This is a genomic window from Corynebacterium glyciniphilum AJ 3170, assembly GCF_000626675.1.
GTDB lineage: Bacteria > Actinomycetota > Actinomycetes > Mycobacteriales > Mycobacteriaceae > Corynebacterium > Corynebacterium glyciniphilum.
In genome coordinates this window covers 636,869-656,536 of record NZ_CP006842.1, presented here as the reverse complement: position 1 = coordinate 656,536, position 19,668 = coordinate 636,869, and the positions used below count along the sequence as shown (strand labels likewise).

Genomic DNA, 19,668 nt, shown 5'->3' with positions numbered 1-19,668 from the left:
CCGGGCGGACGTCTGCTGTGTGCGACCGGCACTGCACGCAGCAACCCCGGAGGTCGGTGGAACCGACCTCCGGGGTTGCCGGGTGATGCGGGTACTGCTTACGCGATACCGTTCTTCTCCTTGAACTCGCGACGACGCGCGTGCAAGATCGGCTCGGTGTAGCCGGCCGGGGACTCAGTGCCCTTGAACACCAGGTCCTTGGCAGCCTGGAAAGCGACCGATGCCTCGAAGTCATCCGACATGTTGCGGTACTCCGGGTCGCCGGCGTTCTGGCCGTCAACGATCTTCGCCATGCGCTGCAGGGCGTCGTTGACCTGGTCTTCACTGACCACGCCGTGCTTGAGCCAGTTCGCCAGGATCTGGGAGTTGATGCGTAGGGTCGCGCGGTCCTCCATCAGGTCGATGTCGTGGATGTCAGGCACCTTGGAGCAACCCACACCCTGCTCGACCCAGCGGACCACGTAACCGAGCAGTGACTGGCAGTCGTTGTCGATCTCTTCCTTGATCTGTTCCTCGCTCCAACCTGCCTCGGGCTGGACGGGCAGGGTCAGGATGTCACCGAGGGTGTCGCGACGGCCGTCAGTGAGCAGCTTCTCCTGGACGGAGAACACGTCGACGAGGTGGTAGTGGGTGGCGTGCAGGCTGGCGCCGGTCGGGGACGGGACCCACGCGGTGGTCGCGCCTTCCTTCGGCTGGCCGATCTTCTCCTTGATCATGTCGGCCATCAGCTCGGTCTTGGCCCACATGCCCTTCCCGATCTGTGCCTTACCGGGCAGGCCGTGGGCCAGTCCGGCATCGACGTTGTTGTCTTCGTAGGCGATCTTCCAGGCGGCCGTCTGCAGCTCCGGCTTCCGGACCACGGGGCCGGCGAGCATGGAGGTGTGGATCTCGTCGCCGGTGCGGTCGAGGAAACCGGTGTTGATGAACGCCAGGCGCTCGGAGGAGGCAGCGATGCAGGCGTCAAGGTTGGCGGTGGTACGCCGTTCCTCGTCCATGACACCGACCTTGAGGGTGTTGCGAGGCAGGCCGAAGAGATCTTCGACGTCGGAGAACAACTCGCCGGTGAAGGCGACCTCGTCCGGACCGTGCTGCTTGGGCTTCACGATGTAGATCGAGCCTGTACGGGAGTTACGGCGCGGGTTGTCCAGGTCAGTGCCGGGGATGGCACAGGCGGTGGTGATGACCGCGTCCATGATGCCTTCGAAGATCTCCTCGCCGTCAGTGTCGAGGATGGCGGGGTTCTGCATCAGGTGACCGACGTTGCGGACGAACAGCAGAGACCGGCCGTGCAGGCGCAGTTCTTCACCGTCGCGACCGGTGTAGGTGCGGTCGTCGTTGAGCTCGCGGGTGAAAGTCTTGTCGCCCTTGGAGACCTCGACGCTGAGCTCACCGGTGTTCAGGCCGAACCAGTTGGAGTAGCCGAGGGTCTTGTCGGTCGCGTCGACGGCGGCGACGGAGTCCTCGAAGTCCATGATGGTGGAGACGGCGGACTCCATGAGGATGTCCTTGACTCCTGCCTTGTCGTCCGCGCCGACCGGGTGCGACGGGTCAATCTGGATCTCGAGGTACAGGCCGTTGTGACGCAGGAGGATGCCGGTGGGAGTGTCCTTGTTCCCGGTGTAGCCGGCGTAGACCTCGGGTTCCTGCAGGTGAACCTCGTTGCCGTCGATGACGGCGACGAAGCGGTCGGAGGACACGTCGTACTTCTCGACGTCGGCGTGGGAGCCGGACTCCAGCGGCACCGCCTGGTCGAGGAAGTCACGTCCCCAGGCGATGACCTTGTCGCCGCGAACCTTGTTGTAGCCCTTGCCCTTCTCTGCGCCGTTCTCCTCGGAGATGACGTCGGTGCCGTAGAGGGCGTCGTAGAGCGATCCCCAGCGGGCGTTCGCGGCGTTCAGGGCGAAGCGGGCGTTGAGGATCGGGACGACCAGCTGGGGGCCGGCGGTCTCGGAGATCTCCGTGTCGACGTTCTGGGTGGTGATCTCGAAGTCACCGGGCTCGTCGACGAGGTAGCCGATCTCCTTGAGGAAGGCCGTGTACTCCTCGGCGTCCTGGGTGCCGGGGTGTTCGGTGTACCACTGGTCGAGCTTGGCCTGCAGGTCATCGCGGACGGCGAGCAGTTCCCGGTTCCGGGGGGTGTGCTTGGCGACGATATCGCCGAAACCAGCCCAGAACGTGTCCGCGTCGACACCGATACGGGGCAGAACCGTGTCGGTCACGAAGTTGTAGAGGGTCGTGGAGACCTTGAGGCCTCCGGCGGCGACCCGTTCCGTCTGCTGGGACTCTGACGTCATTGACTGCTCCTTCGTAAATGGGACTCCCGTGACGGACGCCGGTGAGACGACCGTCGCTGTAGTGACCAGACTAGGTGAGCCAGGTCACCGGCGACGAGCAACTGTGGGTACCAATAGATACATCACCCCCACAGGTGGGAATATTCGGAGACCGATCACCGAGGTGATGATCGCTATGAAGGTATACCTTACGTGATGAGGATCGCACGTAACCCCTGCAAGTAGACCATATTGCCCACATCGTGAGAAGTTTTGTCCCGCATATAGAGAACAGGGGTGAAGCGTTTTTGTCACTACCCCCGGTGTTACCTGGAACACCCAAACCCTTTGACGTGCCCTTTTCCATCGGTATTCTCATAGCCAGCCGACCCGGAGAGCACGTGAACCGGGTAGAGCGCCGTTACCGCCAACCTCTCACCACTTAAAGGGAGTGACTACTTACATGTCGAACGTCGGACAGGCACGTACCGCCGCCGAAATCCAGAAGGACTGGGACGAGAACCCCCGCTGGAAGGGCATCACCCGCGATTACACCGCCGAGCAGGTCGCCGAGCTCCAGGGCACCGTCGTCGAGGAACACACCCTCGCGCGCCGCGGCGCCGAGATCCTGTGGGAGGGCGTGACCCAGGAGGGCGACGGCTACATCAACGCCCTCGGTGCCCTCACCGGTAACCAGGCCGTCCAGCAGGTCCGCGCCGGCCTCAAGGCCGTCTACCTCTCCGGCTGGCAGGTCGCCGGTGACGCGAACCTCTCCGGTCACACCTACCCTGACCAGTCGCTGTACCCGGCCAACTCCGTGCCGGCCGTGGTCTCGCGCATCAACAACGCCCTGCTGCGTGCCGACGAGATCTCCCGCGTCGAAGGCGATGACTCCATCGACAACTGGCTCGTCCCGATCGTCGCCGACGGTGAGGCCGGCTTCGGTGGTGCCCTGAACGTCTACGAACTGCAGAAGGCCATGATCAAGGCCGGTGCCGCCGGCACCCACTGGGAGGACCAGCTCGCTTCGGAGAAGAAGTGCGGCCACCTCGGCGGCAAGGTGTTGATCCCCACCCAGCAGCACATCCGTACCTTGAACTCCGCTCGCCTGGCTGCGGACGTCGCCAACACCCCGACCGTGGTCATCGCCCGTACCGATGCCGAGGCCGCCACCCTGATGACCTCCGACGTCGACGAGCGCGACTCGCAGTTCCTCACCGGTGAGCGCTCCGCCGAGGGTTACTACTACGTCCAGAACGGCCTCGAGCCCTGCATCGCCCGTGCGAAGTCCTACGCTCCGTACGCCGACATGATCTGGATGGAGACCGGCACCCCGGACCTCGAGCTCGCCAAGAAGTTCGCCGAGGGCGTCCGTTCCGAGTTCCCGGATCAGCTGCTGTCCTACAACTGCTCCCCGTCCTTCAAGTGGTCCGCCCACCTGGACGACGACGAGATCGCCAAGTTCCAGAACGAGCTGGGTGCCATGGGCTTCAAGTTCCAGTTCATCACCCTGGCCGGCTTCCACGCCCTGAACTACTCCATGTTCGATCTGGCCCACGGCTACGCCCGCAACCAGATGAGCGCCTTCGTCGACCTGCAGAACCGCGAGTTCAAGGCCGCCGAGGAGCGTGGCTTCACCGCCGTCAAGCACCAGCGCGAGGTTGGCGCCGGTTACTTCGACCGCGTCGCCACCACCGTGGACCCCAACTCCTCCACCACCGCCCTGAAGGGCTCCACCGAGGAGACCCAGTTCTAGGATCCACCGGGGTTCGCCCCGCCGGTTCCTGACTGAGGACCAGGCCGGCCGGTCAGCATCTCTGCTGACCGGCCGGCCTTTGTGATGCGTATCGATCCGGACGGCACAACGTACAGGCTGGCGGCGGGCTCGTTAGCTTCACTCTGACCTCACCGGGTCGGATGCGAAAGCCTGCCGCGCTGCCCCCTCACCGCGCTCACCACCTGCAGCCCCACCACCGGCCCGCCGGATACAGAGGCACAACACCGCGCCTAGTCCGCACAATGCCGCAGCACTGAACCATGCTCCGTCGTAACTTCCCGTGCTGTCGCGGATCACGCCCGCTCCGGCCGCCGCGATCCCGGCACCGAGTTGGTGACTGGCGAAGACCCAGCCGAACACCACCGGGCCGGCCTGTCCGAAGTGCTCCCGGCACAGGGCCATCGTCGGCGGCACCGTCGCCACACAGTCCAACCCGTAGAACACAATGAAAGCCCACAGCGGCGGTTCCACAACGGGCCCCATCAGCATGGGCAGCAACAGCAGGGACAATCCCCGCAGCCCGTAGTAAGCGACCAACAGGACGCGGGGATCGATCCGGTCCGTCAGCCATCCGGACGCCAGGGTGCCGAGGATGTCGAAGATACCGACGAGAGCGAGCAAGCTTGCCGCGGTGGTAGCGGGCATACCGTGGTCGTGCGCGGAAGGCACGAAATGGGTGCCGACCAGCCCGACAGTGGTCGCACCGCAGACTGCGAACGTCCCCGCCAACAGCCAGAACTCCCGGCGTCGGACGGCGAACCGCAGGCTCCCCAGTGCCGTCATCGCAGGTTGCTCGGGCGGAGCAGCGTCGGCGTCCTGCCCGTAGCTGACCAGTCCGACATCCTGTGGCCGGTCCTTGAGCACCAGGAAGACCGCCGGCGCCGCCAGCACGGCCGCGGCGGCGATCACCAGGGACGCCGCCTGCCAGCTGTGCCGTCCGGCCAGGTGCGCCAGCAACGGGAGGAAGACGAGTTGTCCGGTGGAGCTGGCCGCGGTGAGGATGCCGGAGACCAGGCCGCGTCGTTGCGTGAACCAGCGTCCCGCGACCAGGGCAGCGAAGGGCATGGATACCGCGCCGGTACCGGCACCGATGAGGAGCCCCCACAGGATCCACAGTTGCCAGGGTTCACTGACGAACACGGACAGCGCACTCCCCGTGCCCACCACGGCCAGTGCGATCGCGGCGACACGGTGGACGCCGAACCGTTCCATCAGGGAGGTGGCGAAGGGCGAGAAGAGTCCGAAGAGCAGGAGGTTGAGCGACACAGCGCCACTGATCGTGCCGTGTGACCACCCGAACTCGCTGTGCAGCGGGTCCATGAGGACTCCGGGCGCGGAGCGGAAGCCCGCGGCGGCAAGCAGTGCGGCGAAGGCGACCAGGACGGTGACGGGGTACCAGGCAGAGCGTTGCATCATGCGCTCAGTCTGCCGTCGGTCGATGCCGGTGCCTATTGGCAGGAGTGACAATATGTGCAAGGATTCTGCCATGACGTCTGCGCATCATGTCGTGGTCCTGCTGCTGCCTCCAGTCATCGGGTTCGACGCCACGATCCCCCCGCTCGTGTTCGGCAACGCCCGGGCCGCCTCCGGGGAGAAGCTCTACCGGGTGTCCGTGTGCTCGGCGGATCCGGGGCCCGCCCAGTGTGCCGACGGGTTTGCGTTCGCCTGCGGCGCGGGGCTCGAAGCGTTGGAGACCGCTGACACGGTCGTCGTCCCGGGGACCCTGCGTCGTAGTGTGCGGCGGGACGGCGTCCTGGATCCGGCTGCCCGCGCAGCGTTCGAGCGCATTCCGGACGCCGCACGGGTGGTCTCGTTGTGCACGGGCGCGTTCGGGCTGGCTGCCGCCGGGTTGCTCGATGGTCTCCGGGCGACGACGCACTGGCAGGCCGCAGCGCAGTTCCGCCGCCTCTACCCGCTCGTGCAGTTGGACGAGGCTGCGTTGTTCTTCGACGAGGGCCGGGTACTGACGTCGGCGGGGCTGTCCGCCGGGCTGGATCTGTGTCTTCATGTCGTGGGCGCTGACGCGGGGTGGCGGGTCGCCAATAAGGTCGCCCGTCACTGTGTGACTCCGCCGCACCGGGACGGCGACCAGTCACAGTTCATCAGCTGGCCGTCCCCGCCACGGGGTGCTGCCGGCACGACGGCGACGCAGCACTGGGCGCTGGGACGGCTGGATCAGCGCCTGACGGTGGGCCAGTTGGCCGGTCATGCGCGGATGAGCCCCCGCACATTCGCCCGTCGTTTCACCGAAGAGACGGGCCTCTCCCCCGCGCGGTGGCTGGCACGGGAGCGGGTGCGCCGGTGTCAGGAGTTGTTGGAGTCCACGGATCTGACGGTGGACACGATCGCGCAGCGCGTTGGTTTCGGCACCGGGGCCACACTACGTGCGCGTCTGCGGGCGGAGGCTGGAACGACGCCGAGTGACTACCGGCGCCGTTTCACCAGTACATGAAGCGGCCTACGGTGGCGCTCGGATCCCGCAGCTCGCTGCAAGGATCCCGCTGACCCGACCTACCGCCGCTTGTGGTCCCGGAAACGGGTCGGGGGCTTGTCCTCGTACAGGCCGGTGATCTGGCGGCGAATATGTTCGCGTCGGTTGTACGTCGCCTCGCGGATTGCCTCATCATTGTCGAAACTCGAGCCGATCGCGCCGGCCATCGTGCCCAGCGACGCCGTGAGCCAGGCGAGTTTGGCGTAGCCCCAGGGGAAGGGCTCGTCATTGACCTGTGCACGGAAGTAATTCGTGTCGACGATGACCATCGACAGCGCCAGGAGGACCAGGAAGACGGTGGTGTAGATCAACACGGCGGCGATCAGCACCGTCGCCAATGTCGCACGGTTGTCCATCCTGGCACGCCATTTCGCCACACTGTCGGACTCCCGTCCGGGCCAACGGTTCCAGAGGCCGTTGTGGTAGATCAACCAGAACGTCAGGGCACCCACAGCCACGAGGCTGATCACGAACATGCGCAGGAACGAGATGGTGTGCGACATCTGCCACATGGAACCGTAGAAGATGCCGTACGCACCGGTGGCGATGCCGATCGCCAGGCAGCCGGTGAGCACACGGTACAGCTCAGCCGGACGGTTTCCCGCCACCATGCCGAGGAGAAGCCGCAATGACCGGCCCCACCCGTCGATGACCCGGGTGGTGTCTGCTTCGGAGTCACCGCCCTCAATGTCACTCGAATCGGAGATCTCCTCGAGGACGCCGGCGCCGGCAGGTTTCTTCCGCAGCAGGCGGCTGAGCTCCTGGCGCAGACCCTCCTGTGCGCGCAGGAAACCGAACGCAGGCAGACAGAGCATGGTGACCCGTCCCCGGTTTACGGTCTGGCTGATGACCGGTCGTCGGGTCGTCAACGGCAGGTCGGTCACATAGATCATGCGGTCCCACCCGTGACTCTCCATGATGCCGACCGCACTGTCTGACAGCCGCACGCTCCCGTCGAGGCTCATCGGAAGGGTACTGGTGCGAACCTCAACCCGGGGAAGTCCGAGGGCGCTCAGATCGTCGTCACTGAGGTCCGCCTCGTCGGAATACACCCCGAGCTTCTCGAGAACCTTACGAACTCGCTTCTCCGGAAGCCCCCGGTCGACCATGACGCCGACGGTGAAAATAGGTTCCTTGGTCACGGCGAGAATCGTACCTGGCCACAGACTCAGGTGAAAAGTGATGCGGGACACGTATCGTGGGGGACATGTCTCGGGTTGAATTCGTGCAGATGGACCACAGTTGGCGTAGCCGCTACGAGTCGCTCACCTCCTGGACCTGGCCGTCGTCCTACGCGGTGGATGAGCTCGCCGGACTACCCCTGCCGTTCGAGTGGGAACACAGCGTGGCCCTGGCCGACAGGCAGGACGGTGACCGACTCGCCGCAGAGGCGGCGTTCCACCCGTTCCCTGACTTCGCCGTCCCCGGCGGACGCCTCCCCGCCAACGGCCTGACGTCGGTGGCGGTACAGCCGACCTACCGTCGTCAAGGCCTGCTACGACGCATGATCAGCCGCTATCTCGATATGAGCATCGCCCGTGGGGATGCCCTGAGCGTCCTGCTGGCCCAGGAATACGGTATCTACGGGCGTTTCGGTTACGGCCACGCCAGTGATGTCGTCACGCTGCGTATTCCACATGGCACGCGGTTGGCCGCGCCGCGGAGCATCACGGACCGCACCGACCTCGGCGTCGATGTCGACTATGTCTCGCCTGACCGGGACGCTCCATTCATCCACCGGGTGCAACGTGCCCAGTCCCGTCCGGGCACTCCGGTACGGGAGCTGCCGGGCTTCCAGCACCGGGCGCTGACGTCGCCTCCTGCTCCCGCCCAGCCGCTCCGGATCCTACGGGTCACCTGTCATGACGAGCCGGCGGCGTACGCACTGTTCAACCGGTCGCAGGACGCGGGGACATCCGTGGCAGCAGTGTCCGACTGGAATGCTCTGGGGACAGCGGCCGAGTACACGTTGTGGCAGACGCTGCTCAACCAGGACCTCATCGACACGGTGGAGGCGAGGCGGGTACCGGCGGATTCGGTCCTGACATCACTGCTCCCCGACCCCCGCGCAACGTCACCATCGCTGCATGACGACCTCTGGGCCCGCATTCTCGATGTGCCCGCCTGCCTGACGGCGCGACGTTACAGCGCGGACCTTGATCTTGCCCTCCGGATCAACGACCCGCTGATCAAGGCCAATGACGGTGTCTGGACGCTTCGCGTTGTCAACGGAACAGCCGAGGTCTCCCCCGCCACCCCGGGGGTCTCGCCGGATGTGTCCCTGTCGGTCGCGCAGCTGTCCGCGGCGTACCTGGGACGCCCGGTGCTGGCGCAGGCCACGCGACTCGGGCCGTCCGACGACCTGGTGGAGCACACCCCTGGCTCAGCAAACCTGCTCCACACCGCACTGTCGTGGCCGGAGCTTCCGGGCACGACCTGGGGTTTCTAGACAGAAATCTGCCCGCACACAGTTCACCAGATGAATCGTGCACGGGCAGAGATTGTGTCCGCGACCGGACGGAACCCGGAATGATCTACAGGTTGATCATGTGACCCATGGTGCCCTCGGCGGCCTCCTTGATGGCCTCCGACAGCGTCGGGTGGGTGTGGACGTTGCGTCCGATCTCCTCGGCGGTAAGGTCGAAGCGCTGTGCCAGGGTGAGCTCGGGCAGCAGCTCGGAGACGTCCGGGCCAACCATATGGCCGCCGATGAGCTCGCCGTACTCGGCGTCGACGACGATCTTCACGAAGCCGACCCCCTCGTTGAGCCCCATAGCCTTACCGTTGGCACTGTAGGGGAAGGACGCGACCTTGATCTCGCGGCCATTCTCCTCCGCCATCTTCCGGGCTGCCTCCTCGGTGTAGCCGAAGGACGCGACCTGCGGGTTGCAGAATGTGGCGCGCGGCATGTTGTTGTAGTCGCCCAGCTCCTGGGTTTCCACGTCTGCGATGGTCTCGGCGGCGACCACACCCTGCGCCTCTGCCACGTGGGCGAGCTGCAGCTTGGCGGTGACGTCACCGATGGCGTAGATGCCCTTGACGTTGGTGCGCATACGTTCGTCGATGTCAATGGCACCACGCTCGGTGAGCTTGACGCCGGTGTTCTCCAGGCCGAAACCCTCGACGCGGGGCGCGAAGCCGATGGAGACCATGACACGGTCTGCCTTGATGGTCTCGGACTTGGAGCCGTCGGCGGACTCGATGTCGACTTCGACACCGGCGTCGCCGCCGAGGTCGCGCACGGCGGTGGTCTTGTGACCGGTCTTGAGATTCACGCCGAGCTTCTTGTACTGCTTGGCGATCTCCTTGGAGACGTCCTTGTCCTCGTTAGGCAGGACGCGGTCCATGAACTCGACGACGGTGATGTCGACGCCGAAGTTGGCGAGCACGTAGGCGAATTCCATGCCGATGGCACCGGCACCGATGACCACCATGGACTTCGGGGCATTCTCGTCGAGGATCTGCTCCTCGTAGGAGACGATGTTGCCGCCGATCTCAACACCCGGCAGGGACTTCACCACGGAGCCGGAGGCGATGATGGCGTTGTCGAAGGTGATGGTCTTGCCGGCGTCGTCACCGTCGGTGATCTCGACGGTGTGGTCGTCAGTGAACGAGCCGAGACCGTTGATCTCGGTGATCTTATTCTTCTTCATCAGGAAGTGGACACCCTTGACGATGCCAGCGGACACCTTGCGTGAGCGCTTGTGGGCCACGCTGTAGTCCATGCTGATGTTGTCACCCGTGATGCCGAAGGTCTTGGCATCGTGAGTGAGGATGTGCGAGATGTCCGCGTTACGGATCAACGCCTTGGAGGGGATGCAGCCGACGTTCAGACAGACGCCGCCCCAATACTGCTTCTCGATCACTGCGGTCTTCAGGCCCAGCTGTGCCGCACGGATGGCGGAGACATATCCGCCAGGGCCCGCACCGATTACTACTACGTCATAATGTTCAGCCACGCCGTCAAGGATACGACGTTTTGGCCCGGACGCGCAGCGCCGGGGCACCGTCCACAGTGTTCCCCTACGAAAGTAGAGGTCAGGACGGTGCCGATCACTACATGAAGCGAACGATGAGGTCGGTGATCGTCGAGAGGAAGTTGTTGATGTTGCCGCCGAGCACCTCGTTGGAGCTGACGATGAACTGGTCGATGGGAGCGAGATTCACTACGGGTTCCTCTTTCACGTGTGCGGGGATGCGCGCCTTGGTGGCTCGCCCCACCTTAAACGGTCCGCCGTCGCAGCGTGCTACACCCGGCACTATTTCATGGCGCAAAAGGGGGTGGGGACTACCTGCGTGGCTCCGACGTCACCACGTCCGGAGACACCGGGGGAGTAACGGGGTTAACGGACCAACCGTTTCCTCACGTGAAATAGGGTTTGGGCTTACGGACTGCGGGACCACCCGCTATGCTGACGGAGTCTGCCTTGCACCGTTTTACTGACTTTTCTTGTTGAGGACCGAATGAACAAGCGCGCCATCGCCCGCGTCACGGCCGCCGCCGTCGCCACAGCCCTGCCCCTGTCCGTCATGAGTGTGCTCGGCACAGGTGCCGCATTCGCTGGCGAGGCCCAGCCTGTTTCTGCGCCTGCCGACTCCGGCGACGGTCGTCCGGCTTCGGATTACCGGAACACTGCGACCGTCAACACCCCCTTCCCCACGCGCGCTGCAGCGGAAGGGGCCAACTACGTCGAGGAGTCCAAGGCCGCCTGGCGCGACTACCTCTACCAGGCAGAAGACGGCTCCAACGAAGAGGAAGGCACCTCCTGGAAGGCCGGTGACCGGTACACCCGCATGGAAGAGCGCATGGTGCACTCCAAGGCGATGAACCGCAACATCCCGATCGTGACGATCCGTGCCAAGGAAGACCCTCGGAACGCCCCCACCATCTACCTGCTCAACGGGGCTGACGGTGGCGAGGGTGCAGCCAACTGGCTGCGCCAGACCAACGCCATCGACTTCTACGGCAACCAGATCGGCAACGTCAACGTCGTCATCCCCATGGAAGGGGCGTTCTCCTACTACACCGACTGGGAGCAGCCGAACGAAACCCTCGACAAGGGCGGCAACACGCAGGCATGGGAGACGTTCCTCGTCCAGGAACTCCCTGGGCCGATGGAAGAAGCCCTCGGCACATACAACCCCAACCGTTCCATCATCGGCATGTCCATGACCGGCTCGACCACCCTGGTCTACGGCGAGAAGTACTCCGGCTTCTACGACTCCATCGGCGCCTACTCCGGTTGCGCCGCCACCTCCGGCGAGATGGCACGCACCGTGGACATCGTCCTGGACCGCGGCAACGCCACCTACGAGCAGATGTGGGGCGACCGCAACGGCAAGGTGGCTCGCGAGAACGACGCCCTGGTCAACGCTGCCGATCTCAAGGACCAGAAGAACATCTACGTCTCCTCCTCCAGCGGGCTGATGGGCGAGCACGACGTTCCCTCCGGCGACCGTCTCAACGGCTTCCTCCCCGGCTCCATCACTCCCGCGGTCGAGGGTGGCGCCATCGAAGCGGTGACCAACGCCTGCACCCACATGCTGAAGTCCACCACCGATGCCGAAGGCATCACCCAGGACTCCAACAACCTGGTCTACAACTTCCGCAACACCGGCACTCACCAGTGGGGCTACTGGCAGGACGACATGTTCGACTCCTGGCCCACGATCTCCGAGGGCCTCTTCCCCGGCAACGGGGCACAGGCTGTCGAGCAGCGCGACGCGGGCAAGGCCGACTACCTGGAGAAGAACCCGGGCATGGGCGCCAAGGGTTCCACCCCGGTCTCCTCCCTGCTGCCGATCACGGACGCTGTCGGCGAAGCACTCGCCGAGCAGAACGCCGAAGGCAACGAGTAACTCGGTCTGACCTCCGATTCGCACCGTCGCCCGGAAAACAACCGGCCCCGTGAGGGCCCTGTCCGCCGCCACTCTCGTGGTGGCGGTTTCCGGTTATGCGGTGATTGTCGTGGCCGGCCGTGCACTCGACACAGTCAGTTATGAAGCATTCTCCGTGTTCTGGGGGCTGTTCTTCGCCCTCGCCGGCCTGATCGACGGACTCCTGCAGGAGACCACGCGTTCAGTAGCCGCACGCCACACCCCGTCGGGCCGCACGTTGCCCGCCCCTTCCTCCTGCGCGCGCCCGATGACCGTCGCGGTCGGCTTCGCCGGCATTGTCGGGTTCCTCGCAGTGGCGCTCGCACCACTGTGGTCGGGAAGGACCCTTCCCGACGGGCAGAACCTCGAGGTTGCCGGGGTCGTCCTGTTGGCAGGAGGGCTGGCGTCCTACACCTTCCAGGCGGCTGTCTGCGGCCTGTTGTCTGCGACCACCCGCTGGACCTCGTTCGCCTGGTTGATCAGCGTGGACAGTGCAGTACGTATTCTGCTGGCCCTCGTCGCCTGGGCACTGGGCTGGCACCTGCTCGCCTTCCTGCTGGTCACCGTCATCGGTGCCGCGACATGGCTGGGTCTGCTGTTTTTCGTCCCCGCTCAGCGTGCTGTGCTGCGCGAGGTGGGGGACGTCGCGACCGGCGAGTTTATCCGCCGGACGATCAAAGCGATGCTCGCGTCGGGCGCGAATGCGGTGTTGATCACCGGATTCCCGGTGTTGATCACTTTCACCTCCGGCACAGGTGTCGCCCCCGGAACGCTCGCCGCCGTCATCACGGCGGTGACACTGACCCGCGCGCCGCTGTTAGTCCCCCTGCAACGTTTTCAACCGGCGTTGATCGTGCACTTCACGGAACGCCGCGACCGGATACTCCGTGCCTGCGCGTTACCGTCTGCGATCATTGTGTCGACTGCAGCGGTCGGCGGGGTGGCCGCGTACTGGCTGGCGCGCCCGTTGATGCTGCTGTTCTTCGATGTTGAACTCGTCAGCTCGCCACTGGTGCTCGCCTCATTGACTGTGGCCTCAGGGTCGACGGCACTGCTGATGGTGACCGGTTCGGCCGCGCATGCGGCAGAGCGCCATTCCCTGTACCTGGCCGGCTGGGCCGTGGCGACGGTTGTCGCTGTCTGTCTCCTGCTCATCGACGCATCGCCGGAGGCCCGCGCACTCCTTGCCCTGGGGCTGGCACCGCTGGCGGGAGTAGTTGTTCATCTCGCGGTGCTGACATACCGGCCGGCGCTTACTCCCCCGTCGACGGCAGATTCTTCCGCGAGAACACAGTGACGATCACGAGGAAGACCACGGCGACCACGATCCCCGCACCGAGCATCTCGGGATAGGTGAACGTGGAGGACAGCCGTGTGAGGATCATCGGGAAGAAGAAACCGATGTAGGTCAACGTGTAGTACGCAGCGGTCAATCCCGCCAGGTCATCCGGCCCTGCAATCCGCTGCACCTCAGTCAGCCCACTGATCAGGCACAGTCCGTAGGCGGCGCCGAGGACGATGGCGACGATGACGGCGCTCCACACCGCGATGTCGACCGCGGTGACGGTGGCGACCGCCATGCCGACGATCACGAGGATCAACGCGACGATCGGACCGCGCGCATTGTGCTCGGTATTGATCCGGGGCCCGAACTGCTGAATCGTAAAGCCAGACGCCAACGCGATGACGGTGAGTAGACCAGAGAAGGCGACGGGCACGTCCACCTGGTCCTGGACCAGGCGCGGTGTGATGGCGTAGGCCACTCCCGCAGCGCCGAACACCCACGGCGCGATCGGTGCAACCACGGTAAGGAACCGCGGGTGCGTGATCGTCGGGACAAGGATGTCGGACCAGAAGGAGCCCTTCACCTTCAGATGTGCGGACTGGCGGGTCTCAGGCACCGTCATCAGGCCGGCGAGCGCGACGACGGAAATAACACAGTGCACGATATAGGGCAGCTGCCCGGGAATGGGCCCCCATTCCGCCAGGACACCAGCCAGACCCGCGCCGAGTCCGAAACCAGCGGTCAACGACATCGTCGCGCGTTTGGCCCCGGATGAAGGCACCGCGGCGGGGTCGAACGACGGAGTGGAGAGTTCTTTGATCCAGGAGCCTCCGACCGACATCGCGATACCGACGGCAAGCCCGGCAAGGATCCGCCCGATGAACATGACCGTCTCGGTGGTTTCACCGAGAGCGATGAATACGCTTCCCAACAGAGCAATTGCCGGTGCCGGGAGCATCACGGCCTTGCGACCGAAGCGGTCCGACAGAGGACCACAGATCAACAGCCCGGCAATGATGCCGACAGCGTAGGACACCAGCAAGGAGTCGACGAAGACCTCACTGAATACGGCTTCCTGGCGGTAGAAGACGAGCATGGGGGTCGCTTCATTACCGCCCCACGCCACGCTGAACACGGCGAAGGCCACGAATAGCCAGGCCTTGGAGTAGCGGGACGTGCGTCCGGCCTGTTGGTGGTGCGGGTTCAATGAGGGAACCTGCTCATTGCGCTCGTTCTCGGTCATGCCCCACATGGTAGGACCTCATGATGTCCGACCGCTCACCGAGGACCTGATTCCCACGTAATATCGAGTGGTATGGCACACACTGACAAGACCCCCGACACCACGAAGATCGCGGCGAGTCTGACCCGCCGCGGCAACGACCGTCCGGCGAAGTTGCGTGATCAGGCGGACCGCGCAGTCCGCAAGGCCGTGGCCGCCGAACTCCAGGAGATCCTGGACGGCCGTTGGGCGGATGTGAAAAACGAGACCCGCGCGTTGATCGCGGAGAAGAACCTCTACCCCGATGACACACTGAGCATGGACGAAGCGCGGGAACGAACCCTGTCTCAAATGTCCGACATGCTCGAGACGGGCGCGCCCCGGGGAACATTCCACAAGGATCACGGTGGAACCGGTGATCTCGGTGCCACGCTGTCCGCAATTGAAGCGGTGGGTGGCGCTGACCTGTCACTGATGGTCAAGGCCGGGGTGCAGTGGGGGCTGTGGGGTGGCGCTGTGGAAAATCTCGGGACCGAGCGCCACATCCCGCTCATCAAGGACATCATGGAGCTGCGCACCCTCGGATCTTTCGCGATGACGGAACGCGGGCACGGGTCGGACGTCCAGTCCGTGGAGACCACCGCCGTCTATGACCGGGACACCCAGGAGTTCGTGATCAACACCCCCGTCGCCTCGGCAGAGAAGTGGTACATCGGCAATGCCGCGAAACACGCACGTATGGCTGCGGTGTTCTGCCAGCTGTTCACGCCGAACGAAGATGGCGACCTGGGGGATTCGCACGGGGTGCACTGCATCGTCGTGGAGGTCCGCGACGAAGACGGGAAGGCGAAGCCCGGCGTCGGTATCGGCGACCACCTGCACAAGGGCGGCCTGAAGGGCGTAGACAACGGGACGTTCACCTTCGACCATGTGCGAGTCCCCCGGGAGAACCTGCTGAACCGGTTCGCGGACGTCTCGGAGGACGGCGAGTACTCCTCCCCTATCGAGTCCGACGGGGCTCGCTTCTTCACCATGCTGGGCGCGCTGATCCGCGGACGCATCACCGTGGGGGCAGCCTCCGGTGCCGCGGCCCGATCCGCTCTGACGATCGCGACCCGGTACGCGAATCTCCGCCGCCAGTTCGCTGCAGACGATGACCTGCCGGAGAACAAGCTCATTGAGCACCGTAAACACCGTTTGCGTCTGATCCCGCTGATTGCCCGCAGCTACGGCCTGCAGCTGGCGTCAAACCAGTTGATCGCGCGTATCCACGACCTTGAGAGTGCCGAGATCGACCGGACCGACATGACGAAGGAGCAGCGGTGGGACCAGCGCGAGCTGGAGGCCCATGCAGCGGCCCTGAAGGCAGCGAACACCGCTCATGCGACGCGCACGATCCAGGAGTGCCGTGAGGCATGTGGCGGCGCGGGCTACATGACGGAGAACCTGTTGACCACGTTCAAGGCGGATTCGGATGTGTTCACCACCTTCGAGGGCGACAACGTGGTGATGATGCAGTTGGCGGCTAAAGAACTGCTGACCGGCTTCTCCCGCGAGGTCGGAGATCTGAAGCCGTTGGAGTTGGTGCGCTTCGGTCTGGACAACTTCGGCACGTTGCTGAAGCGTCGCACGGCGGCGGACACGTTGATCCAGAACCTGGTGGATTCCTTCACGGATAAGGAAGAAACGTCCCTCTTCGACCCGGCGAACCAGGTGGAGTTGCTCACCGAGCGCGAAAACCGCCTGTTGATGTCGCTGATTCGCCGGATTCGGCCGGCGCAGAAGATGGACATCAAGGATGCTGCCAACCTGGTGGACAAGGCCCAGGATCATCTCCTGGAGTGTGCGTGGGCGCATGTGGACCGGATCATCCTGGAGGCGATGCTGGAGGCCGAAGCGGAACTGGCTGACGGTCAGGCGAAGGAGGTCATGGAGCAGGTGCGCGACGTGTTCGTGCTGAGCATCATTCACGAGCACAGTGGCTGGTACCAGGAGCAGAACCTGCTGACGGGCACGAGAACAAAGGCGGCACGGGCTGCACTGAACGACCTGGTGGATTCGCTAGGTCCCTGGTCACGGACACTGGTGGACGCGTTCGCGGTGCCGGAGAACATCGCGGATGTTCCGTTGATGACGGACTACGACGACATGGTGCCACGGGCGCAGACGCACCCCGCCGACGGCATGTAGTGATGACTACATCGCCGGACCGGGCGGTTGACAATGCTTACATTGACCGACATAACCACCCCCGGGGTGAACGCGGAAAATGCATGTCAGTTGACACCGACCACCCCCGACACGACCGCCCTGCGGTCGTTACCAAGTTGTTATGTAACAGCCATTGATGGGTCTCCGTTACTATTAATCGTGTGACACGGAAGGCCTTCCGGGCCGACGCGTCGCAGACCGTATACGTTCAACCGAAAGGTAGATCATCATGATCGAGACCATCCAGGGCATCATCACCACCGTTTCCGAGGCCATCGTCTCCGTCTTCCAGGACGTCGTTGGCTCCATCAACAACTAGTTGATCCTTGACCCTCCGGGGTCATTGGGCCCGAACCCCGTCCGGCACTCGCTGGGCGGGGTTCTTGCATGTCTAAAGCCTTTTTAGCTCCGATCAGAAAATATTTCTGCTCGGATGTAACACTTCTTCTGCGCTGCCGTTGTCATATATGAAGCGGAACGGAACCACCACCGGTACTGCACCGCACAACAACAACACCTACCGAAAGGCTGATCATTATGATCGAGACCATCCAGTCCATCATCAACACCGTTGCTACCGCTCTCGTTGACGTCTTCCAGGCCATCGTGGGCTCCATCAACGGCTAATAGCTCAGGCCCCGCAAGGGGAATGGTGCTCGTACACCCCGTTCGACTCCGGTCGGGCGGGGTGTACGTCGTTTCTGACCGCCCTCCGTCACACCTCGGAGCGCGACACACTCAACGGATTCTCCTGACCTGTCCCGGCAGCCCGCCGACGCCCTCAGAGTTCCACTGTCTCGAATTATGGGCACCCAGGACGGCCAGCGTCGGTGCGTACCCTTTCGGGCAGTGTCGGCTCAGCCAGACGACGGAGGCTCCCCCGTATCCCTCCCAGAAGCCGGGGTCGTGGCTGACGACACTGTCGACATACCCTCGCAGCATCTTCTCCAGGGAGACATCCCACCGCGGATCATCCGGAAGGCCCACGAGATCGGCAAGGTACAGCCGTCCCGCCAACCCGTTGCACACACCCGGACGCAGGAAGTCCCCGACCATCGGGTCCAGGTACTCCTCACCGCAGTGGAGCCCCGGGTACAACTTCTGCATCAGCCAGGGACTGTCCGCCACGGCCGACTCCACGCCGGGCAGGCCGGTCGACCATGTCGGGGTGCTCGGAGCGGACGCCGCAGGCTGTTCCCCGGCGAGTGGTGCAACCTGGTACGACGACACTCCCCTGCCGTGGTGCTGATCGATATCGATCCTGATCTCATCGACCAGGCGGCCGGCGGCATGAAGATACCTGCCTCCGCCGAAGACCGTCGCCGCCTCCCGCAGTGTCGAGACAACCCCGGCCAACCCCATACCGAACCCCAGGTCCCTCGCACCGAAACTCAGCTCAGGTTCCCGCTCCAGGACACGGTCCCCCAGAAGGCACGGCGGAGTCCAGAAGCCGTAGGGGAACGGACGGCCCGAAAGGTCGGCGAAGAGGTCGGCGATACGCTGCGCGAGACGTTCATTACGACCGGCCACGAGGAACCGGTGGGCAACACCGGCAAGGCCCGTCGCATAGCTGTAGTCGCGGCGGTCCATCCCCGAGTCCCCGCGCACCTTCATGATGATGTTGTCCGCCAACGCCTCGACCCGCCGTTCCAGGACCTCAACCAGTCGCCGACGTTGTGTCATCCGGTCGTCACCGGTGTCCAGCAACAACAGGAGACCGGTCAGCCCGTTGGACAGACCCACCCGATCAACCCGCTGGTCATATACGGCGCTCTCAAGTCTGTCGATGTGGTCTTCCGCCAGCCGCAACCACCGTTCCTCCGCCGTGGAATGAAACATGGAGAACGCGGTGAACGCGTCTCCGAGCACGCCGCTGTCCCGCTTGAACGGCTGCCGCGATACCGTCCGGATCCTCGCCGGTGCCGTCAGATCCGCATACAGACGGTCCGCCAACCCGGGAATCCGGCGGGACGACACACCGACCTCACAGTGCGCTGTCACCTCAGATCACCCGACCGGCCGGAGGTCGAGACTCTCATACGCGTCCTCCACCTCTGAACGGCAGAAACCTCCCGGAGCCGTGGCGATGGCGTCACGCAGCTGCGCCGCGAGTCTCTCCGAGTACACTCCCGCACCCTTGCTGGACGGCCACCCGCCGAGCACCCACAGCGCCGCGCGCAGGTCACCCCGGTCCAGGTAACCCAGTGCAACGTCGACGTCGAAAAGGATATCGTCGTCAAGGACCACTGTCTGGCTCTCCGACTCATAGCGGAGAGCGACCCCGGCATCCCTGCATACTTTCAGCGGATACCACAGCGACGACCGCGAGCAGTAACCTCCGTACAGTGCTTTTTCAACCTCCCTCCGGTGGAGCACCGGCCCCTCATGGGTCATGAGATGCAGCAGCTCGACCGCGCGGGCGCTCGACTGAAGCTGACCGTCGATCCGGAGGGGTCCGGTGATACTGACGCGATGTTTGTGCTGATGATCCACAGGTACTCCTCCATCTCACACTCCACGGGCAGGGGACTG

The 19,668-nt window shown here is 64.4% G+C and carries 13 protein-coding genes; 6 read left to right on the top strand and 7 right to left on the bottom strand.

Annotation, left to right across the window (positions count from 1 at the left end):
* Positions 1–98: 98 nt before the first annotated feature.
* Positions 99–2,294, bottom strand: a complete 2,196-nt coding sequence (locus CGLY_RS03010) for a malate synthase G (RefSeq protein ID WP_038546058.1) — start codon at positions 2,292–2,294, stop codon at positions 99–101.
* Positions 2,295–2,736: 442 nt separating this feature from the next.
* On the opposite strand from CGLY_RS03010, the gene aceA reads away from it, so the two are divergent.
* On the top strand, positions 2,737–4,029 hold the full coding sequence (aceA, locus tag CGLY_RS03005; RefSeq protein WP_038546055.1) for an isocitrate lyase: 1,293 nt from the start codon (positions 2,737–2,739) through the stop codon (positions 4,027–4,029).
* 138 nt (positions 4,030–4,167) lie between these two features.
* Here the strand turns inward: aceA and CGLY_RS03000 are convergent, their stop codons facing one another.
* Entirely contained in the window at positions 4,168–5,466 is a 1,299-nt protein-coding gene (locus CGLY_RS03000; protein WP_081803752.1) for an MFS transporter, read from the bottom strand.
* 70 nt (positions 5,467–5,536) lie between these two features.
* Here CGLY_RS03000 and CGLY_RS02995 point away from each other — a divergent pair, with 70 nt between their 5' ends.
* Positions 5,537–6,502 (top strand): GlxA family transcriptional regulator, encoded by a 966-nt coding sequence (locus CGLY_RS02995; protein WP_038551082.1) that lies wholly within the window; start codon positions 5,537–5,539, stop codon positions 6,500–6,502.
* Between the two features lie 59 nt (positions 6,503–6,561).
* Here CGLY_RS02995 and CGLY_RS02990 read toward each other — a convergent pair whose 3' ends face one another.
* Positions 6,562–7,683 carry a hypothetical protein gene (locus CGLY_RS02990; protein ID WP_227590359.1) on the bottom strand — a complete coding sequence of 374 codons (1,122 nt, stop codon included), beginning with the start codon at positions 7,681–7,683 and terminating at the stop codon, positions 6,562–6,564.
* A gap of 65 nt (positions 7,684–7,748) precedes the next feature.
* On the opposite strand from CGLY_RS02990, the gene CGLY_RS02985 reads away from it, so the two are divergent.
* Entirely contained in the window at positions 7,749–8,990 is a 1,242-nt protein-coding gene (locus tag CGLY_RS02985; RefSeq protein ID WP_052539562.1) for a GNAT family N-acetyltransferase, read from the top strand.
* Between the two features lie 85 nt (positions 8,991–9,075).
* On the opposite strand, the gene lpdA is transcribed toward CGLY_RS02985, so the two are convergent.
* On the bottom strand, positions 9,076–10,500 hold the full coding sequence (lpdA, locus tag CGLY_RS02980) for a dihydrolipoyl dehydrogenase (RefSeq protein ID WP_038546052.1): 1,425 nt from the start codon (positions 10,498–10,500) through the stop codon (positions 9,076–9,078).
* 505 nt (positions 10,501–11,005) lie between these two features.
* On the opposite strand from lpdA, the gene CGLY_RS02975 reads away from it, so the two are divergent.
* A complete protein-coding gene (locus CGLY_RS02975; RefSeq protein ID WP_038546049.1) occupies positions 11,006–12,400 on the top strand; it encodes an alpha/beta hydrolase in 1,395 nt (464 codons plus the stop codon).
* Positions 12,401–12,449: 49 nt separating this feature from the next.
* Positions 12,450–13,715, top strand: a complete 1,266-nt coding sequence (locus CGLY_RS02970) for a hypothetical protein (protein ID WP_038546046.1) — start codon at positions 12,450–12,452, stop codon at positions 13,713–13,715.
* Here the strand turns inward: CGLY_RS02970 and CGLY_RS02965 are convergent.
* The gene (locus CGLY_RS02965) at positions 13,672–14,946 is read right to left on the bottom strand and encodes an MFS transporter (RefSeq protein WP_038551075.1); all 1,275 of its coding nucleotides are present in this window, start codon (positions 14,944–14,946) and stop codon (positions 13,672–13,674) included. The two genes, CGLY_RS02970 and CGLY_RS02965, sit on opposite strands and share 44 nt — an antisense overlap.
* A gap of 72 nt (positions 14,947–15,018) precedes the next feature.
* Here CGLY_RS02965 and CGLY_RS02960 point away from each other — a divergent pair, with 72 nt between their 5' ends.
* The gene (locus CGLY_RS02960; RefSeq protein WP_038546043.1) at positions 15,019–17,115 is read left to right on the top strand and encodes an acyl-CoA dehydrogenase family protein; all 2,097 of its coding nucleotides are present in this window, start codon (positions 15,019–15,021) and stop codon (positions 17,113–17,115) included.
* Positions 17,116–17,874: 759 nt separating this feature from the next.
* Here the strand turns inward: CGLY_RS02960 and CGLY_RS02955 are convergent.
* Complete coding sequence (locus tag CGLY_RS02955) at positions 17,875–19,137, bottom strand: lanthionine synthetase LanC family protein (protein WP_038546040.1); 1,263 nt, start codon at positions 19,135–19,137, stop codon at positions 17,875–17,877.
* Positions 19,138–19,143: 6 nt separating this feature from the next.
* The gene (locus tag CGLY_RS02950) at positions 19,144–19,629 is read right to left on the bottom strand and encodes a hypothetical protein (RefSeq protein ID WP_038546037.1); all 486 of its coding nucleotides are present in this window, start codon (positions 19,627–19,629) and stop codon (positions 19,144–19,146) included.
* Positions 19,630–19,668 lie beyond the last annotated feature (39 nt).